The sequence below is a fragment of the Frateuria hangzhouensis genome (assembly GCF_026410505.1).
GTDB classification, from domain to species: Bacteria; Pseudomonadota; Gammaproteobacteria; order Xanthomonadales; family Rhodanobacteraceae; genus Frateuria_A; species Frateuria_A hangzhouensis.
On the sequence record NZ_JAPMIU010000007.1, the window covers coordinates 93,002 to 115,092 of the forward strand.

18 protein-coding genes are annotated in these 22,091 nt (G+C 68.7%); 16 read left to right on the forward strand and 2 right to left on the reverse strand.

Features of this window, described 5'->3' with window-relative positions; all coding sequences use genetic code 11:
• Positions 1 to 8: 8 nt before the first annotated feature.
• The 14 genes from rsmH (at position 9) to lpxC (ending at position 16,283) form a co-directional block, all read left to right on the forward strand.
• A complete protein-coding gene (rsmH, locus tag OSC30_RS09475) occupies positions 9 to 929 on the forward strand; it encodes a 16S rRNA (cytosine(1402)-N(4))-methyltransferase RsmH (protein ID WP_267171596.1) in 921 nt (306 codons plus the stop codon).
• Positions 926 to 1,198, forward strand: coding sequence for a cell division protein FtsL (gene ftsL, locus OSC30_RS09480; RefSeq protein ID WP_267171597.1), 273 nt, complete (start codon positions 926 to 928; stop codon positions 1,196 to 1,198). Before rsmH ends, ftsL begins: the two co-directional genes overlap by 4 nt.
• Positions 1,195 to 3,000 (forward strand): peptidoglycan D,D-transpeptidase FtsI family protein, encoded by a 1,806-nt coding sequence (locus tag OSC30_RS09485; RefSeq protein WP_267171598.1) that lies wholly within the window; start codon positions 1,195 to 1,197, stop codon positions 2,998 to 3,000. The genes ftsL and OSC30_RS09485 overlap by 4 nt, the downstream gene beginning before the upstream one ends.
• The gene (locus OSC30_RS09490; protein ID WP_267171599.1) at positions 2,997 to 4,478 is read left to right on the forward strand and encodes a UDP-N-acetylmuramoyl-L-alanyl-D-glutamate--2,6-diaminopimelate ligase; all 1,482 of its coding nucleotides are present in this window, start codon (positions 2,997 to 2,999) and stop codon (positions 4,476 to 4,478) included. The genes OSC30_RS09485 and OSC30_RS09490 overlap by 4 nt, the downstream gene beginning before the upstream one ends.
• The gene (locus OSC30_RS09495; RefSeq protein WP_267171600.1) at positions 4,475 to 5,842 is read left to right on the forward strand and encodes a UDP-N-acetylmuramoyl-tripeptide--D-alanyl-D-alanine ligase; all 1,368 of its coding nucleotides are present in this window, start codon (positions 4,475 to 4,477) and stop codon (positions 5,840 to 5,842) included. The genes OSC30_RS09490 and OSC30_RS09495 overlap by 4 nt, the downstream gene beginning before the upstream one ends.
• Entirely contained in the window at positions 5,832 to 6,914 is a 1,083-nt protein-coding gene (gene mraY / locus OSC30_RS09500; protein ID WP_267171601.1) for a phospho-N-acetylmuramoyl-pentapeptide-transferase, read from the forward strand. The genes OSC30_RS09495 and mraY overlap by 11 nt, the downstream gene beginning before the upstream one ends.
• A 2-nt stretch (positions 6,915 to 6,916) precedes the next feature.
• On the forward strand, positions 6,917 to 8,164 hold the full coding sequence (gene ftsW / locus OSC30_RS09505; RefSeq protein WP_267171602.1) for a putative lipid II flippase FtsW: 1,248 nt from the start codon (positions 6,917 to 6,919) through the stop codon (positions 8,162 to 8,164).
• A complete protein-coding gene (murG, locus tag OSC30_RS09510; RefSeq protein ID WP_267171603.1) occupies positions 8,161 to 9,237 on the forward strand; it encodes an undecaprenyldiphospho-muramoylpentapeptide beta-N-acetylglucosaminyltransferase in 1,077 nt (358 codons plus the stop codon). Before ftsW ends, murG begins: the two co-directional genes overlap by 4 nt.
• Positions 9,234 to 10,679 (forward strand): UDP-N-acetylmuramate--L-alanine ligase, encoded by a 1,446-nt coding sequence (gene murC, locus OSC30_RS09515; RefSeq protein ID WP_267171604.1) that lies wholly within the window; start codon positions 9,234 to 9,236, stop codon positions 10,677 to 10,679. The genes murG and murC overlap by 4 nt, the downstream gene beginning before the upstream one ends.
• On the forward strand, positions 10,679 to 11,695 hold the full coding sequence (locus OSC30_RS09520; protein WP_267171605.1) for a D-alanine--D-alanine ligase: 1,017 nt from the start codon (positions 10,679 to 10,681) through the stop codon (positions 11,693 to 11,695). The genes murC and OSC30_RS09520 overlap by 1 nt, the downstream gene beginning before the upstream one ends.
• A complete protein-coding gene (locus tag OSC30_RS09525; protein WP_267171606.1) occupies positions 11,692 to 12,423 on the forward strand; it encodes a cell division protein FtsQ/DivIB in 732 nt (243 codons plus the stop codon). The genes OSC30_RS09520 and OSC30_RS09525 overlap by 4 nt, the downstream gene beginning before the upstream one ends.
• 10 nt (positions 12,424 to 12,433) lie before the next feature.
• Positions 12,434 to 13,666 (forward strand): cell division protein FtsA, encoded by a 1,233-nt coding sequence (gene ftsA / locus OSC30_RS09530; RefSeq protein WP_267171607.1) that lies wholly within the window; start codon positions 12,434 to 12,436, stop codon positions 13,664 to 13,666.
• A gap of 113 nt (positions 13,667 to 13,779) precedes the next feature.
• Entirely contained in the window at positions 13,780 to 14,961 is a 1,182-nt protein-coding gene (gene ftsZ, locus OSC30_RS09535) for a cell division protein FtsZ (protein ID WP_267171608.1), read from the forward strand.
• A gap of 407 nt (positions 14,962 to 15,368) precedes the next feature.
• Positions 15,369 to 16,283, forward strand: a complete 915-nt coding sequence (lpxC, locus tag OSC30_RS09540) for a UDP-3-O-acyl-N-acetylglucosamine deacetylase (RefSeq protein WP_267171609.1) — start codon at positions 15,369 to 15,371, stop codon at positions 16,281 to 16,283.
• Positions 16,284 to 16,506: 223 nt separating this feature from the next.
• Here the strand turns inward: lpxC and OSC30_RS09545 are convergent, their stop codons facing one another.
• Positions 16,507 to 16,986: a DciA family protein gene (locus OSC30_RS09545; RefSeq protein WP_267171701.1), complete on the reverse strand. Its 480-nt coding sequence runs from the start codon at positions 16,984 to 16,986 to the stop codon at positions 16,507 to 16,509.
• Positions 16,987 to 17,014: 28 nt separating this feature from the next.
• Between OSC30_RS09545 and OSC30_RS09550 the strand changes: the two genes are divergently transcribed.
• Entirely contained in the window at positions 17,015 to 17,944 is a 930-nt protein-coding gene (locus OSC30_RS09550) for a peptidoglycan DD-metalloendopeptidase family protein (RefSeq protein ID WP_267171610.1), read from the forward strand.
• 229 nt (positions 17,945 to 18,173) lie between these two features.
• On the forward strand, positions 18,174 to 20,891 hold the full coding sequence (gene secA, locus OSC30_RS09555) for a preprotein translocase subunit SecA (protein WP_267171611.1): 2,718 nt from the start codon (positions 18,174 to 18,176) through the stop codon (positions 20,889 to 20,891).
• Positions 20,892 to 21,202: 311 nt separating this feature from the next.
• Here the strand turns inward: secA and OSC30_RS09560 are convergent, their stop codons facing one another.
• The gene (locus tag OSC30_RS09560) at positions 21,203 to 22,057 is read right to left on the reverse strand and encodes a symmetrical bis(5'-nucleosyl)-tetraphosphatase (RefSeq protein WP_267171612.1); all 855 of its coding nucleotides are present in this window, start codon (positions 22,055 to 22,057) and stop codon (positions 21,203 to 21,205) included.
• Positions 22,058 to 22,091: the final 34 nt, after the last annotated feature.

Here is a 22,091-nt window from a genome sequence, read left to right on the forward strand (position 1 = left end):
GGTGCGGCGTGGCCGAGTTGCGGCACATCCCGGTGATGCTGGGCGAAGCGGTGGAGGGCCTTGCCGTGCAGGCAGGCGGGCGATATCTGGATGGCACCTTCGGGCGCGGCGGTCACGCTCGCGCGGTGCTGTCGCGCCTGGGCCCCGATGGCCGGCTGCTGCTGATGGACCGCGACCCGACCGCGATTGCCACCGCGCGCGAAGCGTTCGCGGCCGATCCGCGCGTGTCGATCCGCCATGGCAATTTCGCCGAGCTCGGCGAATGGGACGAAACCGCCGCCGGCCTGGATGGCGTGCTGCTGGACCTGGGCGTGTCCTCGCCGCAGCTGGACGAGGCCGCGCGCGGCTTCAGCTTCATGGCCGACGCGCCGCTGGACATGCGCATGGACACCAGCCAGGGCGAGAGCGCAGCGGAATTCCTGGCTCGCGCCGACGAGCGCGAGATCGCCGACGTGCTGTGGACCTTCGGTGAGGAGCGCTTCAGCCGCAAGATCGCCCGCGCGATTCTTGCGCGCCGCGACGAGGCGCCGATCGCGCGCACCGGCGAGCTGGCCGCGCTGATCGAGCGCACCATCGGCCGCCGCGAGCCGGGCAAGCACCCGGCCACGCGCAGCTTCCAGGCCGTGCGGATCCGCGTGAACGGTGAGCTCGATGCGGTGCAGCGCGGGCTTGATGCGGCGCTGGAACGGCTCAAGGTCGGCGGACGGCTGTCGGTGATCAGCTTCCACTCGCTGGAGGACCGTACGGTCAAACAGTTCATCCGCGACCATTCCGGGCGCGTGCAGGGCAGCCGGCGCGGTCCGCCGGTGGCTGCGAAGCCCGCGCGGCTGGCGGCGCTGGGCAAGGCCCGCTTTCCGTCCGACGAGGAGCTGGCGATCAATCCGCGCGCCCGCTCGGCGGTGCTGCGCGTGGCGGAGAAACTCGCATGAAGGCCCTCGGCGGCGTCACGCTGGTGATCCTGCTGCTGGCCATGCTGGCCAGCGCGATCGGCGTGGTGTGGACGCGCCACGAGAGCCGCGTGCTGTTTGTCGAGCTGACCCGCCTGCAGAACCAGCGCGACGAGCTCAACGTCGAGTACGGCCGGCTCGAACTGGAGCAGGCCACCTGGGCCGAGCCGCGCCGGATCGATACCGAGGCTCGCAGCAAACTCGGCATGCTCGCGCCCAAGCCGCAAGACATTCAGCTGGTGCGCCGATGAGTCCGCGTCGCCCGCTCCCGCCGCCTTCTTCCGGCCGCCGCCGTGGCACCGGCCCCAGTCCGCGCAAGCGCATGATGCTGGTGGCCGGCGTGCTGTCGCTGGCTTCGCTGGGGCTGGTCGCGCGCGCATTCGATTTGCAGGTGGTGCGCAAGGAGTTCTACCAGGAACAGGCCGACGCGCGCTTCCTGCGCGAAGTGCCGATCCCGGTGTCGCGCGGCACCATCTTCGACCGCAATGGCGAGCCGCTGGCCGTGTCCACGCCGGTCATGTCGATCTGGGCCAACCCGCCGAAGGTGCTGGAGAACGCCGATCGCATTCCCGCGCTCGCCGCGGCGCTGGGCGTGGACGCCGGCGAGCTGAAAGACCGCCTGGCCCAACGCGCCGGCCGCGAATTCGTCTACCTGCGCCGGCAGATGCCGCCGGAGGCGGCGCAGGCCGTGCTCGACCTGGACATTCCGGGTGTCAACAGCCAGCGCGAGTACCGCCGCTACTACCCGTCCGGCGAAGTGACCGCGCACGTGCTCGGTTTCACCAATATCGACGACCACGGCCAGGAAGGGCTGGAATTGGCCTTCGACGACTGGCTGTCTGGCCAGCCCGGCGCCAAGCGGGTGATCCGCGACCGCATGGGTCGCGTGGTAGAGGACGTCGAGCAAGTGCGTGAGCCCAAGCCGGGCAAGAGCCTCACGCTGAGCATCGACCGGCGCTTGCAGTTCCTCGCCTACAACGAGCTGAAGAAGGCCCTGGCCGAATTCGAGGCCGCCTCCGGCTCGATGGTGATCCTCGACGTGCCCACCGGCGAGGTGCTGGCGATGGTCAACCTGCCGACCTACAACCCCAATGCGCTGGCCGGCAGCAAGTTCTCCGACCGGCGCAATCGCGCCGTCACCGACCTGGTCGAGCCCGGCTCGACGATCAAGCCGGTGCTGATGGCCGCGGCGCTGTCCAGCGGGAAATACACGCCCACCAGTCCGTTGATCGACACCACCGGCGGTCATTGGTACTTCCAGGGCAAGGACATCCGCGACACGCACAACTACGGCCTGCTCACGCCCACCGGCGTGATCACCAAGTCGAGCAACGTGGGCGCTGCGCATATCGCCATGACGCTGGACACGGCGTTCATGTACAACACCTACCGCGCGTTCGGCTTCGGCAACAGCACCGAGAGCGGCTTTCCCGGCGAGTCCTCCGGCCTGCTTCGGATCGGCCGCGACTGGCGTCCGCTGGAGCAGGCGATCATGGGCTACGGCTACGGCCTGAACGTGACGCCGCTGCAATTGGCCAACGCCTACGCGACGCTGGGCGACCACGGCGTGATGCACACGCCGAGCTTCATCAAGGATGCGGGCAACGCGCCCAAGGCGATCGTTTCGCGACAGGTCGCCGACGAGATCGTCAAGATGATGGAGACGGTAACGGCACCGGGCGGCACCGCCACCACCGCGCGCATCGCCAACTACATCGTCGCGGGCAAGACCGGCACGGCGCACAAGGCCAACGCCGGCGGTTATTCGCGCAGCAACTACACGGCGGCCTTCGCCGGGCTGGTCCCGGCAACCCATCCGCGGCTGGTCGGCGTAGTGGTGATCGACGATCCCCAGAAGCGCAGCTACTACGGCGGCACCGTCTCGGCGCCGGTATTCGCGCGGGTGATGGAGGGGGCGCTGCGCCTGCTCGACGTTCCCCCGGACAACATCGGCCGCTGGTACGCCGGCGGGCCATTGACCCCGAACGGCCTGGCCGGCAGCAAGCCGCCGACCGACCGGCCGATCGACGACGTGCCACTGGAGGAGCCGTGACCGCGCGACTTCTCACCCCGTTGCTGGAAGGTTTCGCCGACGCAGGTGCGCTCGGCGATCTTCGTATCTGCGGGCTGACCCTGGACTCGCGCCAGGTGCAGCCGGGCGAGGCGTTCATCGCGCTGCGCGGCACCCGCGCGCACGGCATCGCCTTCGCTGCCGAAGCGGTGGCGCGCGGCGCTGCGCTGGTGTTGGCCGAAGCGCCGATGGTGGCCGGCTTCACGCCGGGCGTGCCGGTCCTGTGGATTGACGATCTGCACGCGCGCCTGGGTGAGATCGCCGCGCGCTTCTACGATCATCCGTCGCGCGCGCTGCGCGTGGTGGGCGTCACTGGCACCAACGGCAAAACCTCCACGGTGCAGCTGGTCACCCAGGCGCTGGCGCGGCTGGGCCATCGCGCGGCCAGCATCGGGACGCTCGGCGCGGGTTTCCATGGCCGGCTGGACGAGGGCGAGCGGACCACGCCCGACGCAATCAACGTGCAGCGCCTGCTGGCGCAGTTCCGCGATCAGGGTGCGCAGTTCGTCGCGATGGAGGTGTCCTCGCACGCGCTCGAGCAGGGCCGCGTGGGCGCGGTGGCGTTCGAGGTGGCTGCGTTCACCAACCTCACCCGCGACCATCTCGACTACCACGGCACGATGGAAGCCTACGGCGCGGCCAAGGCACGGCTGTTCGCCTGGCCTGGGCTGAAGGCAGCGGCGATCAACGTGGACGATGCGTTCGGTCGCGAGTTGGCCGCACGCCTGCCGCAAAGCGTGCGGGCATGGCGCACCAGCGCCGCCGGCGCGTCGGCGGAGGTGACCGCACGCGCCATCGCCACGTCCGCCGAAGGCCTGGCCTTCGAGCTGTGCACGACGTGGGGCGAGCATTCGCTGCGCAGCGCGCTGCTCGGCCGTTTCAATGTCGAGAACCTGCTGACCGTGGTCGCCTGCCTGGGCGCGCTGGGCGAGCCATTCGCGCGCATCGTCGAGGCGGTTGAGGCGCTCACCCCGGTCAACGGCCGCATGAACCGCCTCGGCGGCGACGGTCGCCATCCGCTGGTGGTGGTCGACTACGCGCACACCCCCGACGCGCTCGAGCAGGCGCTGACCGCGCTGCGCGCGCATTGCGCCGGGCAGCTGATCTGCGTATTTGGCTGCGGCGGCGAGCGCGATGCGGGCAAGCGCCCGCAGATGGGCGCGATCGCCGAGCGCCTGGCGGACGTGGCGATCGTCACCGACGACAACCCGCGCGGCGAAGACGGCGACGCGATCGTGGCGCAGATCCGCGCCGGCATGCAGGCGCCGGCGGCGATCGAACGCGACCGCGCCGCGGCGATCGGCCTGGCCCTCGCCCGTGCCGGCACCGACGACGTCGTGCTGATCGCCGGCAAGGGCCACGAAACCTACCAGGAGGGCGCCGCCGGCAAGCGCCCGTTCGATGACCTCGCCATCGCACGCGCCGCGCTCGAACGACCGGCCACGGAGAACCACGCATGATGCGCCTGGGCGAAATCGCGGTGTGGACCGGCGGCCGCCTGCTCGGCGCCGACCTGGAAGTGGGCGGGGTGGCGATCGACACCCGCCGGCTGCAGCCGGGCGAGCTGTTCGTGGCGATCCGCGGCGAGCGCGTCGATGGCCACGACTTCGTGCGCGAGGCCGCGCTGCGCGGCGCCGCGGCGGCACTGGTCACGCGCCGTGTCGACGTGGACATCCCGCAGGTACTGGTCAACGACACCCAGCTTGCGCTCGGCGACCTGGCCAGCGCGGTGCGCGCGCAGCGCGACGTGCGCGTGGTCGGCATCACCGGCTCCAACGGCAAGACCACGGTCAAGACACTGACCGCCTCGATCCTCTCGCGCCACGGCCGCACCCACGTCAACGCGGGCAACTACAACAACGAGCTCGGCCTGCCGCTGACGCTGCTGGCGATGCCGGCCGACAGCGAATATGCCGTGCTGGAGATGGGCGCGGGCAAGCCGGGCGACATTGCCTACCTGGCCGCCATCGCGCGGCCCGATATCGGCCTCGTCAACACCATCGCGCCGGCGCACCTTGAACGCATGGGCAGCCTGGAGGGCGTGGCCGAAACCAAGGGCGCGCTGTACCAGGCGCTGCCGGCGGACGGCGTGGCGATCATCAACGACGACGATGCCTTCGCCGGCTTCTTCGAAGGCCTGGCCGGTTCGCGCGCGACGCTGCATTTCGGCCTCGGCGGCCAGGTCGACGTTGGCGCGACCATTCTCGAGCAACGGGTGGACGGCTCGCGCTTCCTGCTGCGCACGCCCGAGGGCGGGGCCGAGGTGGCGCTGCCGCTGGCCGGACGCCACAACATCGCCAACGCGCTTGCTGCTGCGTCGATCGCGCTGGCGCTCGAGGTGCCATTGGCGACCATCGTCGCCGGCCTGCTGCACGTGCCGGGCGTGGCCGGGCGGCTGCGCAGCGAGGCGATGCCGGGTGGCTGGACGCTGATCGACGACAGTTACAACGCCAATCCTGGTTCGGTCGGCGCCGCGATCGACACGCTGGCGCTGGCTTCCGGCGAGCGCTGGCTGGTACTCGGCGACATGGCCGAGCTCGGTCCCGAAGCGCGCGGGCTGCACGAGGGCATCGGCGCGCGTGCGAAGGCCGCCGGCATCGAACGGCTGTTCGCGGTCGGCGCGCTGAGTGCCGCCGCGGCCAAGGCGTTTGGCCCGGACGCCGAGCACCACGCGGACAAGGCCGCGCTGGCCACCTCGCTCGCGCGCCAGCTGCACGCCGGCGTGACCTGCCTGGTCAAGGGCTCGCGCTCGGCCGGCATGGAGCAGGTCGTGTCGGCGCTCAAACAAACCCACGCCTCCGGAGGCCCCGTCGATGCTGCTTGAGCTGGCCGACTGGATGGCACGGCATTTCACCGCTCTGCACCTGTTCCAGTACATCACCTTCCGCACGATCATGGCCGCGCTCACCGCGCTGGCGATGTCGCTGCTGCTGGGTCCGGGCCTGATCATGCGGCTGGCCGCGCTGAAGGCCGGGCAGGTGGTGCGCAGCGACGGCCCGCAGACGCACCTGGTCAAGGCCGGCACGCCGACCATGGGTGGCGTGATGATCCTGCTGGCGATCGCCATCGCCACGCTGCTGTGGGCCGACCTGCACAACCGTTACGTGTGGATCGTGCTGGCGGTGCTGATCGCCTTCGGCGCGGTCGGCTTCTACGACGACTACAAGAAGCTGGTGCTCAAGGACAGCCGTGGGCTGGCCTCGCGCTGGAAGTATTTCTGGCAGTCGGTGTTCGGCCTGGCCGCGGCGGCGTTCCTCTACAAGACCGCCGCGCTGCCGGCCGAGACCGCGCTGTACGTGCCGCTGTTCAAGCAGGTGGCCTTGCCGCTGGGCGTGTTGTTCGTGGTGGTTGCCTACTTCATGGTGGTCGGCTTCTCCAACGCGGTGAACCTCACCGACGGGCTCGATGGCCTGGCGATCATGCCCTCGGTGCTGGTGTCCGGCGCGCTCGGCGTGTTCGCCTACCTGGCCGGCAACAAGGTGTTCTCCGAATACCTGGGCATCCCCTCGATTCCCGGCGCGGGCGAGCTGTCGATCTTCTGCGGCGCGATGGCCGGCGCGGGGCTGGGCTTCCTCTGGTTCAACACCTACCCGGCGCAGGTATTCATGGGCGACGTCGGCGCGCTCGCCATCGGCGCGGCGCTGGCCTGCGTGGCGGTGATCGTGCGCCAGGAGATCGTGCTGATCGTGATGGGCGGCGTGTTCGTGCTGGAGACCGTCTCGGTGATGCTGCAGGTGGCGAGCTTCAAGCTCACCGGCAAGCGCATCTTCCGCATGGCGCCGATCCACCACCACTTCGAGCTCAAGGGCTGGCCTGAGCCGCGGGTGATCGTGCGGTTCTGGATCATCAGCGTCGTGCTGGTGTTGATCGGTCTTGCCACGTTGAAGGTGCGCTGACGATGTTCGGCTTCGGCTCCAGCCAGGCGATCAAGCGGCACGGGCCGCGCGGCAGCTTCGACCTGCCGCTGCTGGTCGCGCTCGTGGCGCTGGCCAGCATCGGCGTGGTGATGGTCACCTCCAGCTCTATCGCCGTGGCCGACAGCCAGCAGATCGGTGCGTTCTATTACCTCAAGAAGCATCTGTTCTACCTGGCGCTGGGGCTGCTGTTCGCCGGCATCGCCATGCGCACTGAACTGAGGCAGGTGGAGAAGTTCGCGCTGCCGTTGCTGCTGTTCGGCGGCCTGTTGCTGGTGGCGGTTTTCGTGCCGCACCTGGGCATGCGCATCAACGGCGCACGCCGCTGGCTCAACCTGCTGGTGACCAGCTTCCAGCCGGTCGAGGCGGTCAAGCTGATCCTGGTCGTTTATGTGGCCAGCTTCCTGGTGCGCCACCGCGAAAGCGTGGAGACGAAATTCTGGGGGCTGCTGCGGCCTATCCTGGTCGCCGGCGCCATCGTGCTGCTGTTGCTGGCGCAGCCGGATTTCGGCTCGGCCACGCTGATCATCGGCGTCACCATCGGCATGGTCTGGCTGGGCGGCGCGCGCCCGCTGTATCTGTTCCTGATGGGGCTGCCGCTGATGCCGGCGCTGGTGGTCGCGGCGACCAGCGAAAGCTACCGCATGAAGCGGCTGACCTCGTTCATGGACCCTTGGAAGGATCCGTTCAACGACGGCTTCCAGCTGACCCAGTCGCTGATGGCGATCGGCCGCGGCGAGTGGACGGGCGTGGGCCTGGGGTCGAGCGTGCTCAAGCTGTCCTACCTGCCCGAGGCGCACACCGACTTCATCCTGGCGGTGATCGGCGAAGAGCTTGGCCTGGCCGGCGTGGCGCTGGTGATCGGGTTGTTCGCGCTGGTGGTCGGGCGCGGCCTGTACCTGGGCCTGAAGGGCGTGGAAGTGGGCCAGCGCTTTGCCGGCTACGTGGCCTTCGGCGTATCGCTGATGCTGGGCCTGCAGGCGATGGTGTCGATCGGCGTGAACCTCGGCGCGCTGCCGACCAAAGGCCTGACCCTGCCGCTGATCAGCTCCGGCGGCTCCTCGGTGCTGATGACCTGCGCCATGGCCGGCGTGCTGCTGCGCGCCACCTTCGAGATCAACCGCGCGCTGGATGCGCGGCAGATGGCCACGCGCATGCCAGCGGTGGCCGTCGCCGACGCGAACACGGTCACCGCGGCGCCTGCACGCGAGCGCGAGGCGGTGGCCGCATGAGTGCCTCGAAAGCGCCCGTGCTGATCATGGCCGGCGGCACCGGCGGCCACATCTTCCCCGGCCTTGCCGTGGCCGACGTGCTGCGCGCGCAGGGCGTGCCGGTGGCGTGGCTGGGCGCGGCCGGCGGCATGGAGACGCGGGTGGTACCGGCGCACGGCATCGAGCTGCACACCATCACGGTCGGCGGCCTGCGCGGCAAGGGCCTGAAGACGCGCCTGCTGGCGCCGCTGATGCTGGCACGGGCGCTGCTCGCCTCGTTGCGCGTGCTGCGGCGCGTGCGCCCGCGCAGCGTGCTGTCGATGGGCGGCTACGTGGCCGGTCCCGGTGGCGTGGCCGCGCGGCTGACCGGCACGCCGCTGCTGGTGCATGAGCAGAATCGCGTCGCCGGCTACACCAACCGCAAGCTGGCCGGCTTCGCCCGTCGCGTGCTGGCCGGCTTTGCCGATGCACTGCCGGGCGGCGAGTGGGTCGGCAACCCGGTGCGCGCATCCATCGCCGCGTTGCCTTCGCCGGGCGAGCGTTTTGCTGCGCGCGCGGGCCGGACGCAGTTGCTGGTGCTGGGCGGAAGCCTCGGCGCGCGCGCGCTGAACCTCGCCGTGCCGCAGGCACTGGCGCTGATCCCGGTCGGGCAGCGTCCGCAGGTGCGCCACCAGTGCGGCAGTCGCGGCCTCGACGAAGCCCGCGCCGCTTATGCACAAGCGGGTGTCGAGGCCGACGTGGTGCCATTCATCGAGGACATGGCCGGCGCCTATGGCTGGGCCGACCTCGCCGTGTGCCGTGCCGGCGCGCTGACCATCGCCGAGCTCACCGCCTCGGGCCTGGGCGCCGTGCTGGTGCCTTTCCCGTACGCGGTCGACGACCACCAGACCGGCAACGCGCAGGCGCTGGTGGAAGTCGGTGCCGCCGAACTGATCCAGGAACGTGATTTGGACGTACAGAAACTGGCGCAGCGTCTCGCCGCGCTGCTGGCCGATCGCCGCCAGCTGATTGCGATGGCCAAGGCCGCGCGCACGCAGGCCAAGCCCGAGGCGGCCGAAACGATCGCTGCCGCCTGCCTGGAGGTGGCCGCATGACGCCGCGCCGCCTGCTCGCGCATGAAGACCTTATGAGCACCTTCCGCCGCGTGCACTTCATTGGCATCGGCGGCGTCGGCATGAGCGGCATTGCCGAGGTGCTGCACAACCTGGGCTATGCCGTCTCCGGCTCGGATAAGGCCAACTCGCCCACCGCGCAGCGGCTGGCCGCGCTCGGCATCGACGTGCGCATCGGCCACGAAGCCGCGCACGTGGGCGATGCGGACGTGGTGGTCACCTCCAGCGCGATCCGCGCGGACAATCCCGAGCTGGTCGCCGCCCGCGCCGCGCGCATCCCGGTGATCCCGCGCGCGGAAATGCTCGGCGAGCTGATGCGCTTCCGACGCGGCGTGGCGATCGCCGGCACGCATGGCAAGACCACCACCACCAGCCTGGTCGCCAGCGTGCTGGCCGAGGCCAACTACGACCCCACGTTCGTGATCGGCGGCCAGCTCAATGCCGCCGGCGCGAACGCGCGGCTGGGCACCGGACAGTACCTGGTGGCCGAGGCGGACGAGTCGGACGGATCGTTCCTGCTGCTCTCGCCGGTGATCGCAGCGGTCACCAACATCGACGCCGACCATCTGGAAAACTACGGCGGCGACTTCGCCCAGGTGAAAAAGGCCTTCGCCGATTTCCTGCACCGGCTGCCGTTCTACGGGCTGGCCGTGCTGTGCGTGGACGACGAGGAAGTGGCGGCGCTGGCGAAGGACACCACCCGCCGCGTGATGACCTACGGCATCGCCTCGAAGGACGCCGACGTGCGCGCCGCCAATGTGCGTCAGGACGGCTTCCATATGCTGTTCGACCTGCACCTGCCCGGCCGCGCCGAGCCGCTGCTGGTGACACTCAATCTGCCGGGCCGGCACAACGTGCTCAACGCCCTGGCCGCCGCCACCATCGGCTGGCAGCTGGGTGTCGAAGCCGAGGCGATTGCCCGCGCGCTGGAAAATTTCCAGGGCGTCGGCCGGCGCTTCCACCGCCGCGGCGAGATTGCGCTGGAGCAGGGTAGTGCGCTGCTGGTGGATGACTACGGGCACCATCCGCGCGAGCTTGCCGCCGTGTTCGCCGCCGCCCGCGGCGGCTGGCCGGAGCGCCGGCTGGTGGTCGGCTTCCAGCCGCACCGCTACAGCCGCACACGCGACCTGATGGACGACTTCGCCAACGTGCTGGCCGAGGCCGACGTGCTGGTGCTCACGGAGGTCTACCCGGCCGGCGAGGCGCCGATCGCCGGTGCCGACGGCCGCGCACTGGCCCGCGCCGTGCGTGCCCGCGGCAAGGTCGATCCGGTGCTGGTCGAGCATCCGCGCGATTTCAAGGACACGCTGCCGACGCTGCTGCGCGACGGTGACCTGCTGTTGCTGCTCGGGGCCGGCGATATCGGCGCGGCGGCGGTGGAGCTCGCCCAGGCGGGCCAACTCAAGACCAAAGGGGCGGACTGATGCCGAATCCCGAATCCCGACTTGTGAATCCCGGCGCGCAACGCATCAGCGATCCCGCCCAGTTCGGGCGCGTCGCCGTGGTCATGGGCGGCAGCTCCGCCGAGCGCGAGGTGTCGCTGGACTCCGGCCGCAACGTGCTGGCGGCGCTCAGGAGCCGTGGCGTCGATGCTCACGCCATCGACGGTATCCCGGCCCTGCTCGACGCGCTGCGCGCCGGCCACTTCGCGCGCGTGTTCAATATCCTGCACGGCCAGCATGGCGGTGGCGAAGACGGCGTGCTGCAGGGCGCGCTGGAGTCGCTCAACGTGCCTTATACCGGCTCGGGCGTGCTCGGCTCGGCGTTGTCGATGGACAAGGTGCGCTCCAAGCGCGTGTGGCAGTCGCTCGGCCTGCCGACGCCGGTGTTCGTCGCGCTGGAGCGCGGCGCCGACGCGCAGGCGGTGCACGCGGCCGCCAGGCAAGTCGGCTTCCCGCTGATCGTCAAACCGGCCTGCGAGGGTTCCAGCGTCGGCGTGACCCGCGTCTTTGCCGAGGGCGATCTGGACAGCGCCGTGGAACTGGCCGCGCGCTACCCGGGCGATCTGCTGATGGAAACCCTGATCGAGGGCGACGAGATGACCGTCGCCATCCTCGGCGGCCAGGTACTGCCCTCGATCCATATCGTGCCCAAGGGGACGTTCTACGACTACAACGCCAAATACGTCGCCGAGGACACCCAGTACCTCTGCCCCGGCCTGCAGGGCCCGGCCGAAGAGGAGCTGCGCACGCTGGCGCGGCAGGCGTTCGATGCGCTCGGCTGCCACGGCTGGGGCCGTGTCGACGTGATGCGTGACCGCGCCGGCCGCAACTTCCTGCTGGAGGTCAATACCGCCCCCGGCATGACCTCGCACTCGCTGGTGCCCAAGGCGGCGAAAGTCGCCGGCATCGATTACGAAGAAGTCTGCTGGCGCGTACTGGAAACCAGCCTCGGGCGCGGCTTTGCCGAATCCCGCGACTCCGAAGGAGACGCCCGGTGAAAGGTGCCATCCGCCTCGTCGCCTGGTGTCTGGCCGTCGCGCTGGTCGTACTGCCGGTGGTCGGCGTGCTGCGCGGCTGGTTCGCGGCCGATCGCTGGCCGGTGACCCGGCTGACCGTGCAGGCCGAGTTCAAGCACGTGGGCGCCGAGCAGATCCGCGCCGCCGTGCTGCCGCGACTGGGCCACGGCTTCTTCGCGCTGGACCTCGACGCCGTGCAGCAGGCGGTGGCGGCGTTGCCGTGGGTGGAATCGGTCGAGGCGCGCAAGCGCTGGCCGGACACGCTGATCCTGCGTATCTACGAGCGCCGGCCGTTCGCGCGCTGGAACGGCACCCGACTGATCAGCCGCCAGGGCGTGCTGTTCGACGGCGGCGAAGCCGCGGTGGCCGCGCCGCTGCCCGACCTGCACGGGCCGGACGCACAGATGCCCCAGGTGGTGGCCTTCTACGCCGATGCGCTCAAGGCCGTCGCCGGCACTCCGCTGAAGGTCGCCGGCGTGACGCTGTCCGAGCGTGGCAGCTGGAGCCTGGCCACCGACGTGGGCGCCGAAATCGTGCTGGGCGACCGCGTCCAGGCCGGCAAGCGCCTGCGCCGCTTCCTCGACGTTTATCCGCAGGTGATGGCCGGCCATCCGGCCGCCTTCGCTTACGCCGACCTTCGCTACACCAATGGATTCGCCGTGCGCTGGCCCGACGCCGACGCACCTGCCGCGGGGGCGCCCCGCACATGAGCCTGACCCTATGAAGACGCGCAACGACAAGCAGCTGGTCGTCGGCCTGGACATCGGCACCCACAAGGTGACCGCGATCGTCGGCGAGTACGAGCCGGGCGAGGCGATCGAGGTGATCGGCATCGGCTCGCACGTCTCGCGCGGCATGAAGCGCGGCTCGGTGGTGGACATCGAATCGACCGTGCACTCGATCCAGCGCGCGGTGGAAGAGGCCGAACTGATGGCCGGCTGCGACATCCGTTCGGTGTTCGCCTCGATCTCGGGAAGCCATCTGGAAACCAAGAACTCGCATGGCACCGCGGCGATCCGCGACCGCGAGGTCACTCCCGGCGACCTGGAGCAGGTGCTGGAGGCGGCCAGCGCGGTGGCGATTCCGGCCGACCGCAAGGTTCTCTACAAGGAGTCGCAGGAATACCGCATCGACGGCCAGGACGGCATCCGTTCGCCCGTCGGCATGAGCGGCGTGCGCCTGGAAGCCTCCGTGCACCTGGTCACCGGTGCGGCCGCCGCGGTGCAGAACATCTCCAAGTGCATCCAGCGCTGCGGCCTTTCCGTGGACGAGCTGGTGCCCTCGGCGGTGGCCAGCGCCAAGTCGGTGCTGACCGACGACGAGCGCGAGCTCGGCGTATGCCTGGTCGACATCGGCGCCGGCACCACCGACATCGCCATCTATACGCAGGGCTCGATCCGCTACACGAAGTCGCTGCCCGTGGGCGGCGACCAGGTCACCAACGACATCGCCTACGGCGTGCATACGCCGACCGCGCATGCCGAGGAGATCAAGATCAAGTACGCCTGCGCGCTGGCCCAGCTCGCCCACGCCGAGGAAACCATCCAGGTGCCCAGCGTGGGCGACCGCCCGCCGCGCCGCCTCGCCCGCCAGTCGCTCGCGCAGAGCGTGCAGGCGCGCTACGAGGAAATCTTCGAGATGGTGCAGGACGAGCTGCGCCGCTCTGGCTACGACAGCCTGGTCGCCGCCGGCGTGGTGCTGACCGGCGGCGCCTCCCGGATGGAAGGCGCGCTGGAGCTGGCCGAGGAGATCTTCCACAAGATGGTGCGCATCGGCGTGCCGCAGCACGTCACCGGCCTGGGCGAAGTGGTCGCCAATCCGCTGCATTCGACCGGCGTAGGCCTGCTGTTGCATGGCGCGCGCTCCGGCGGCGTGCGCATCAGCCATCCGGTCGGCGGCAGCGTCGGCGGGTTGGTGGACAAGGTACGCGGCTGGATCACCAGGAATTTTTAAGCGCTGGTGCGGAGCGCCAACGCAGGGCGAATGGAGGTTCGCCCACCACCGCAGGCCGGCAGGGAGTCGGACCCGCGGTTACAACGACAACGAAGCTCTACGGAGGACGGGAAATGTTTGAATTGATCGAAAAACTGGCACCCAACGCGGTCATCAAGGTCATCGGCGTGGGTGGGGGCGGCGGCAACGCCGTCGCGCACATGCTCAGCGCCAACATCGAGGGCGTCGAGTTCGTCGTCGCCAACACCGACGCGCAGGCGATGAAGAACTGCGGCTCGCGCACGCATCTGCAGCTCGGCGCCAATGTCACCAAGGGCCTGGGCGCAGGCGCCAATCCGGAAGTCGGCCGCCAGGCAGCACTGGAGGACCGTGAGCGCATCGAGGAGATGCTCGAAGGCGCGGACATGGTGTTCATCACCGCCGGCATGGGCGGCGGTACCGGCACCGGTGCGGCCCCGGTCGTGGCCCAGCTGGCCAAGGAGAAGGGCATCCTCACGGTGGCGGTGGTCACCAAGCCGTTCCCGTTCGAGGGCCGGCGCCGCATGCAGGTGGCGATGAAGGGCATCGAAGACCTGTCCCAGCATGTGGACTCGCTGATCACCGTGCCGAACGAGAAGCTGCTGTCGGTGCTCGGCCGCGAGGTCACGCTGCTCAACGCCTTCAAGGCGGCCAATGACGTGCTGCAGGGCGCCGTGCAGGGCATCGCGGACCTGATCACCGCCCCGGGCCTGATCAACGTCGACTTTGCCGACGTGCGCACGGTGATGTCCGAAATGGGCATGGCGATGATGGGCTCGGGCACCGCCCGCGGCGACGATCGCGCGCAGGCGGCGGCCGAGGCGGCGATCAACAACCCGCTGCTGGAGGACGTCAACTTGAACGGCGCCTGCGGCATCCTGGTCAACGTCACCGCCGGTCCGAACCTGACCATGCGCGAATTCGACGAGATCGGCCGGGTCATCCACGACTTTGCCAGCGAAGACGCCACCGTGGTGATCGGCACCTCGCTCGATGCCGAGATGCAGGACGACGTGCGTGTGACCGTGGTCGCCACCGGCCTGAACCGCGCCGGCGCCCGGCAGCCGGTGCGGCCGGTCGCCGCCGCCACCCAGCAGGTGGAGATGCGCCAGCGTCCGCGCCCGGTCGTGCTGCGCACGGGCACCGGTAACGAGGTGGTCGACTACGCCGCGCCGGACGTGGTTGCCTCGCACCGGGCCGAACCGCCGGCCAAGGGCGCTGACCCGAGCCTGGATTACCTAGACATCCCGGCGTTCCTGCGCCGCCAGGCCGACTGAACGTCTTCACCGGAGAACCTTGCGAAAATTGAACGAAACACCAGATCGACGGGTCAGTGCAGACACGGTCTGACAGGCGGCTACCGCCTGTGTGGATTTCGTGACCGTCCGTCGGGTGATTTCCAGATGAAGACAGCGCGCCGAGGACCGGCGCGCGCACCGGCCGGCAGGGAGCCGCCGGCCTGTCCGTCCCCTTGCGCCGGAAACCCGTCCTCCCGGCGCAGGGGACGTGTCGCGGTAACTGTTTGAGGCGACGGGAAATTAGGCGACTTCGTGATCGCCATCACGTATGAAGGAATTCTGAAGACGCGACCAGACTGTACGGTACGGTTTGCTATTGCTGCAGGTTAAGACTGTGTTAGCATCCGTCCCCTGATTGGCTGCTGCCCACACTGGTACCAATAAAAATGATCAAGCAGCGTACGCTCAAGAACATTATCCGTGCGACCGGCGTCGGCCTGCACACCGGCGACAAGGTCTACATGACCTTGCGTCCCGCCGCGCCGAACACGGGCATCGTGTTCCGCCGTACCGACCTGAACCCGCCGGTCGACATCCATGCGCGACCGGATTGCGTGGGCGACACCCGCCTGTCCACCACCCTGGTCAAGGGCGACGTGCGCGTCTCCACCGTCGAGCACCTGCTGTCGGCGATGGCTGGCCTCGGTATCGACAACGCCATTGTCGAGCTGTCCGCGCCGGAAGTGCCGATCATGGACGGCAGCGCAGGTCCCTTCGTGTTCCTGCTGCAGTCGGCGGGCATCGAGGAGCAGAACGCCGCCAAGCGCTTCATCCGCATCAAGAAGCCGGTGAAGGTGCAGGAGGACGACAAGTGGGCCAGCTTCGAGCCGTTCGAGGGCTTCAAGGTCGGCTTCTCGATCGAGTTCAACCACCCGATCATCTCCAAGCGCACCTCGCGCGCCGAGATCGACTTCTCGACCACTTCCTTCGTCAAGGAAGTCAGCCGCGCACGCACGTTCGGCTTCATGCGCGACATCGAGATGCTGCGCGAGCACAACCTGGCGCTGGGCGGATCGATGGACAACGCCGTGGTGCTGGACGACTACCGCGTGCTCAACGAGGACGGCCTCCGCTACGAGGACGAGTTCGTCAAGCACAAGATCCTGGACGCCATCGGCGACTTGTACCTGCTCGGCCACAGCCTGATCGGCGCCTACCACGCGCACAAGTCCGGCCATGAGCTCAACAACAAGCTGCTGCGCACCCTGATCGCCGATCCCACTGCGTGGGAAGAGGTGGTTTACAAGGACGATCCGGCCGTCTCGCCGATCTCCTACGCGCACCCCGCCCAGGCCATCTGAAGCCTGCGCAGGACGTACCCACGAAGGCCGCCCCGCAAGAGGCGGCCTTCGTCGTTTCTGTGACGCACGCCGCGCGCCGAACACGCCGGGCTTCACGTTGCGGCCACGTACCGGGGTGTACCTGCCGTCCCACCGTGCTATAAACCACTTGCCGCCTCCGCGGCGGCAAGGGGAAATCGGTGCCCGCCGGGCACCTCGCGAAGGCACGGCGCTCCGCGCCTGGTCAGTCCTTGGCGGTCGGGAATTCAGCAGTTTCGGCGATGGACGCCAATTCGAGGAACAGTCCCTTCAGTTCAGGGTCTGTAATGGATGCTGCGGCGGCTTTGAGATGGGCGGCTGCAGCAGGCGAAAGCGGTTTTGACCGATCCGGTTCCGTTGCGACCGGTAGGGGGGGAGCCACTTTCACGGTGACCGAGCTGGCGCTGGTGCCGATGGCACGAGCGGTGGTGAGTATCTGCGCCTGCATCAGGCGCAGGCGCGCCGCCCAAGCCGGTGAGGAAGCCAGAAAGACGAGGCGGCCGTTGCGCAGGTGGGCAAATCGCACCTGCTCGCGCAAGGGCATCGGCAACGTCTGGCGCAGGGCACGATCCAACGCATCCAGCTCACCGGCCTTACGGGCCAGCGAGGCGAACGAACCGCAATCGGCCAGCGGCTTGGGGCCACGGGCGGGGCGGTGGGAGGCGGGGGAACCGGCGCGCTGCATGGCCGTCATCTGAAGTGAAAAAAAAGCAATGCAGATCATACTCGTATCCCGCTCAAGGAAAGTGCCCAAGACGTTCGACTTCAGCCAGCACCGCTTGCGCTGGCGGCTGGCGGGCCTGGCGGTGGCGGCGGTGGTCGGGTGTGGTGTGCTGGGTGCCGCGGTGGCGCTGACCGTCTCCAGCCCGCGCGATCGCGCACTGGCCGAGATCCGCCAGCTGAAGCAGCAGATCCATGATCAGGACTCGCAACTGGCGGGCGTGCGCAAGGACTCCCAGCGTGAACTGGACGCGCTGGCGATCAAGCTGGGCCAGCTCGAGGCCCAGTCCACCCGCCTCAATGCGCTGGGCGAACGGCTGACCGAGGTCGGCAAGCTCGATCCGAACGAGTTCAGTTTCGACCAGCCGCCCGCCCTGGGTGGTCTGGAAGACACTGCCGGCAGCGCCTATGCCCTGCCGCCGACGCTGGACACCGGCATCGACCAACTGGCCAGCCAGTTCGACGCCCAGCAGGCGCAGCTGTCGGCCCTGCAGAGCCTGCTGCTCGATGCCAAGATCGACTCCAATCTCAAGCCGACCGGCATGCCGGCCGCGGGCTACATCTCCTCCTACTTCGGCGTGCGCCCGGACCCGTTCGACGGTCACAGCGCGCGCCACACCGGCATCGATATCGCTGTGCCGTTCGGTACCGGCGTGCATGCGGTGGCCGAAGGCATGGTGACCTTCACCGGCGTGCGCCGCGGTTACGGCAACGTGGTCGAGGTCGATCACGGCAACGGCTACATGACCCGCTACGCGCACAACAGCAAGCTGCTGGTGCATCCGGGCCAGCGCGTGCACGTGGGCGAGGTGATCTCGCGCGCCGGTTCCACCGGCCGCTCGACCGGCCCGCACGTGCATTTCGAGGTCTGGTACAAGGGCCGCGTGGTCAATCCGCTGGCCTACGTGAAGAGCCACCGCTAAGGCAGAACACGCCCGCCCTTTGCAGGAGCCCGCTTGCGGGCGATGCTCCCGGCCAGGCGCCGCAGGAGGGCATCGCCCGCAAGCGGGCTCCTGTCTGTTTCTGGCTCGCCGCCGACCTCTTGAATCCCTCGTCTTTCGCCGCCATCCCGGTCGGCTGGAGCGGCTGTAGTAACATGTCTCCTTTCGCCCGTGGCCGCCGCGGGCTCAAGCCTTCACTGACGGAAGATCGATGTTCAATCGTGCCCTGACCAGCCTTTTCGGCAGCCGCAACGAGCGGGTGCTGCGCCAGCTCTCCAAGACCGTCTCACGCATCAATGCGCTGGAGCCGGAGTTCGAGAAGCTGGACGATGCGGCACTGCGCGCCAAGACCGACGAGTTCCGGGAGCGCCTGGCCAAGGGCGAGACCCTGGACAAACTGCTGCCCGAGGCCTTCGCCGTGGTGCGCGAAGGCGCCAAGCGCGTGCTGGGCATGCGCCACTACGACGTGCAGATGATCGGCGGCATGGTGCTGCACCAGGGCAAGATCGCCGAGATGCGCACCGGCGAAGGCAAGACCCTGGTGGGTACGCTGCCGGTGTACCTCAACGCCCTGGAAGGCAAGGGCGTGCACGTTGTCACGGTCAACGACTACCTGGCCCGCCGCGACTCGGCGCAAATGGGCAAGCTCTACAGCTTCCTGGGGCTGGACGTCGGCGTGGTCTACCCGGGCATGGACCATAACGACAAGCACGCCGCCTACGCCGCCGACATCACGTACGGCACCAACAACGAATTCGGCTTCGACTACCTGCGCGACAACATGGCGCTGTCGAAGGAGCAACGCTACCAGCGCGGCCTCAACTACGCGATCGTCGACGAGGTCGACTCGATCCTGATCGACGAGGCGCGCACGCCGCTGATCATTTCCGGCCCGGCCGAGGATTCGCCGCAGCTCTACGTCGCGGTGAACAAGATCGTGCCGCACATGGTGCGCCAGGAGACCGAGGAAGGCGCTGGCGACTACTGGGTCGACGAGAAGCAGAAGCAGGTGCACCTGTCCGAAGCGGGCATGGCGCACGCCGAGGATCTGCTGCAGAAGGCCGCCGTGATCGAACCCGAAACGGGCCTGTACGATCCGAAGAACCTGGCGGTGGTGCACCATCTCAACGCCGCGCTGCGCGCCAACGGCATCTACCAGCGCGACGTCGACTACATCGTGCGCGACGGTGAGGTCATCATCGTCGACGAGTTCACCGGCCGCACCCTGGCTGGCCGCCGCTGGTCCGACGGGCTGCACCAGGCGGTCGAGGCGAAGGAAGGCGTGCCGATCCAGCGCGAGAACCAGACGCTGGCGACGGTCACCTTCCAGAACCTGTTCCGCATGTACAAGAAGCTGGCCGGCATGACCGGCACGGCCGACACCGAGGCGTACGAGTTCCAGACCATCTACGGCCTGGAGGTGGTGGTGATCCCCACCCACAAGCCGATGATCCGCAAGGACAACCTGGACATCGTGTTCCTCAGCCAGCAGGCCAAATACCGCGCCGTGGTCGAGGACATCAAGGACTGCCACCAGCGCGGCCAGCCGGTGCTGGTGGGCACCACCTCGATCGAGGTCTCGGAGCTGCTGTCCGACCTGCTGACCAAGGCCAAGGTGCCGCACGAAGTGCTCAACGCCAAGCAGCATGAGCGCGAGGCACAGATCGTGGCGCAGGCGGGCGCGCCCGGTTCGGTGACGATCGCTACCAACATGGCCGGCCGCGGCACCGACATCGTGCTCGGCGGCAGCCTGGAGGTCGCGCTTGCGGCACTGCCGGAAGATGCTTCCGAGGTCGATCGCCAGCGCGTCAAGAGCGATTGGAAGAAGCGTCACGAGCAGGTGCTCGCGGCCGGCGGCCTGCACATCATCGGCACCGAGCGGCACGAGTCGCGCCGCATCGACAACCAGCTGCGTGGCCGTTCCGGCCGCCAGGGCGACCCGGGCTCCTCGCGCTTCTACCTGGCGCTGGAGGACAACCTGCTGCGCATCTTCGGCGGCGAAGGCCTGGTGCGATGGATGAAACGTTTCGGCATGAAGGAGGACGATCCGCTCGAGGAGCGCATGATCAGCCGCCAGATCGAGAAGGCGCAGCGCAAGGTCGAGCAGCACAACTTCGACATCCGCAAGCACCTGCTCGAGTTCGATGACGTCGCCAACGACCAGCGCAAGGTGATCTACCGCCAGCGCGACGAACTGCTCGAGGGCGAGGACGTCTCGGCCACCATCGCCGACATCCGCGAAGACGTGGTCGAATCGATCGTGCATCGCCACGTGCCGCCGGACAGCATCGACGAGCAGTGGGACATCCCCGGGCTCGAGCGCTCGCTGGACAGCGAGTTCGGCATCTCCACCGGACTCAAGGGCTGGGTCGAGCAACAGCAGGAGCTCGATGCTGCGGCCATCCGCGAACACGTGCGCGAGGCCATGGACCAGGCTTTCGCCGCCAAGGAGGCGCAGATCGGCGCCGAGACCATGCGCCAGCTCGAAAAGCACGTGATGCTGAGCGTGGTCGACAACGCCTGGAAGGAACACCTGGCCAGCATGGATTACCTGCGCCAGGGCATCTACCTGCGCGGCTACGCCCAGCAGGATCCCAAGCAGGCGTTCAAGCGCGAGTCGTTCGAGCTGTTCGCCGACATGCTCGACCGCATCAAGAGCGAAGTGGTGCAGATGCTCGCGCGCATCCGCGTGCGCAGCGAAGAGGAAGTCGCCGCGATGGAGGCCGAGCAGCAGCGCATGGCCGCGCGCCTGCAGCAGCAGATGCTCGCCAGTGGTGGCGGCGCGCCGGTGAATGCGCTGGGCAACGATGCCCCAGCGCCAGCCGCTCCGGGTACGGTGCAGCACGAAGGTCCGAAGGTCGGCCGCAATGATCCGTGCCCCTGCGGCTCGGGCAAGAAGTACAAGCACTGCCACGGCCAGCTGGCCTGAGGGCGATCGAGGGCGCCCAGCCCCGCCGGGCGCTCTGCTGCAGGGAACCCCGAAACACCCGAAAGCTTCCGACACCCACTGTAGGAGCCCACTTGTGGGCGATGCTTTGGCGGTGCAATCAGGCGTAGGGCATCGCCCATAAGCGTCGCCCGAAAGGGAGTCATTCGTTTCCCTGTACGAGCGCACCCCGTGCGCGACCCGGATGGCGGTCGCGCACAAGGTGTGCTCCTACAGGGAAATTTGCATCGTGACCATCCTGGCGCAGGCCGCAGCCAGCGATGGCTTTCCCGCGCCCCGCTCCGGCACTTGCGTCAATCGCCGCCGCCGGGCGGCCGCTTGCGATGCGGCTCGGCGTTGACCGTGATGTACTGCGGCTCCTCTTCGCCATCCACGCGCAGCGCTGTCAGCTGGCCGCCCCATACGCAGCCGGTGTCGATCGCATGAATGCCCAATCCGGCGAAGCGCCCCAGCGCGGACCAGTGCCCACAAACCATGCGCAACTCGCGCCGGCGCATGCCCGGTACGGCGAACCACGGGTACAGGCCGGGCTTCTGCGTGCCGGGCATGCCCTTGGCCTCGAAATCGATGCGGCCGTTGACGTCGCAGTAGCGCATCCGCGTCATCGTGTTGATCGTGGCGCGGAAGCGGTCGATGCCTTGAAGCCGGCTCGACCAGGCAGCCGGGCGGTTGCCGAAGAGGTTCTTGAGCAACCGCGGGTGGCGCGGGCTGGACAGTTCGCGCTCCACTTCCTGCGCCGCGCGCAACGCCTGGCGCAAGGTCCAGGAAGGCGCCAGCCCGGCATGCACCATGCCCCAGCCCAGCGCCTCGTCATGATGAAGCAGTTTCTGGTTGCGCAGCCACTCGAACAGCACCGGCGCGTCGTCGGCGAACAGCACCTCGCGCAGTTCAGGGTTGACCCGCGATTGCGCATCCGGCTTGCGCTGGGCGATCGCCAGCAGGCTCAGGTCGTGGTTGCCCAGCGTGACCACCACGTTCTCGCGCAGGCCGTGGATCAGTCGCAGCGTTTCCAGCGACTGCCCGCCGCGGTTGACCAGGTCGCCGCAGAACCACAGCTGGTCGCGGGCCGGGTCGAACCGCAGCTTGTCGAGCAGGCGCGAAAGCTCCGGATAACAGCCTTGCACGTCGCCGATTGCATATGTCGCCATTAGAACTCGTCCATCCAGAGCCGCTCCATTGCAG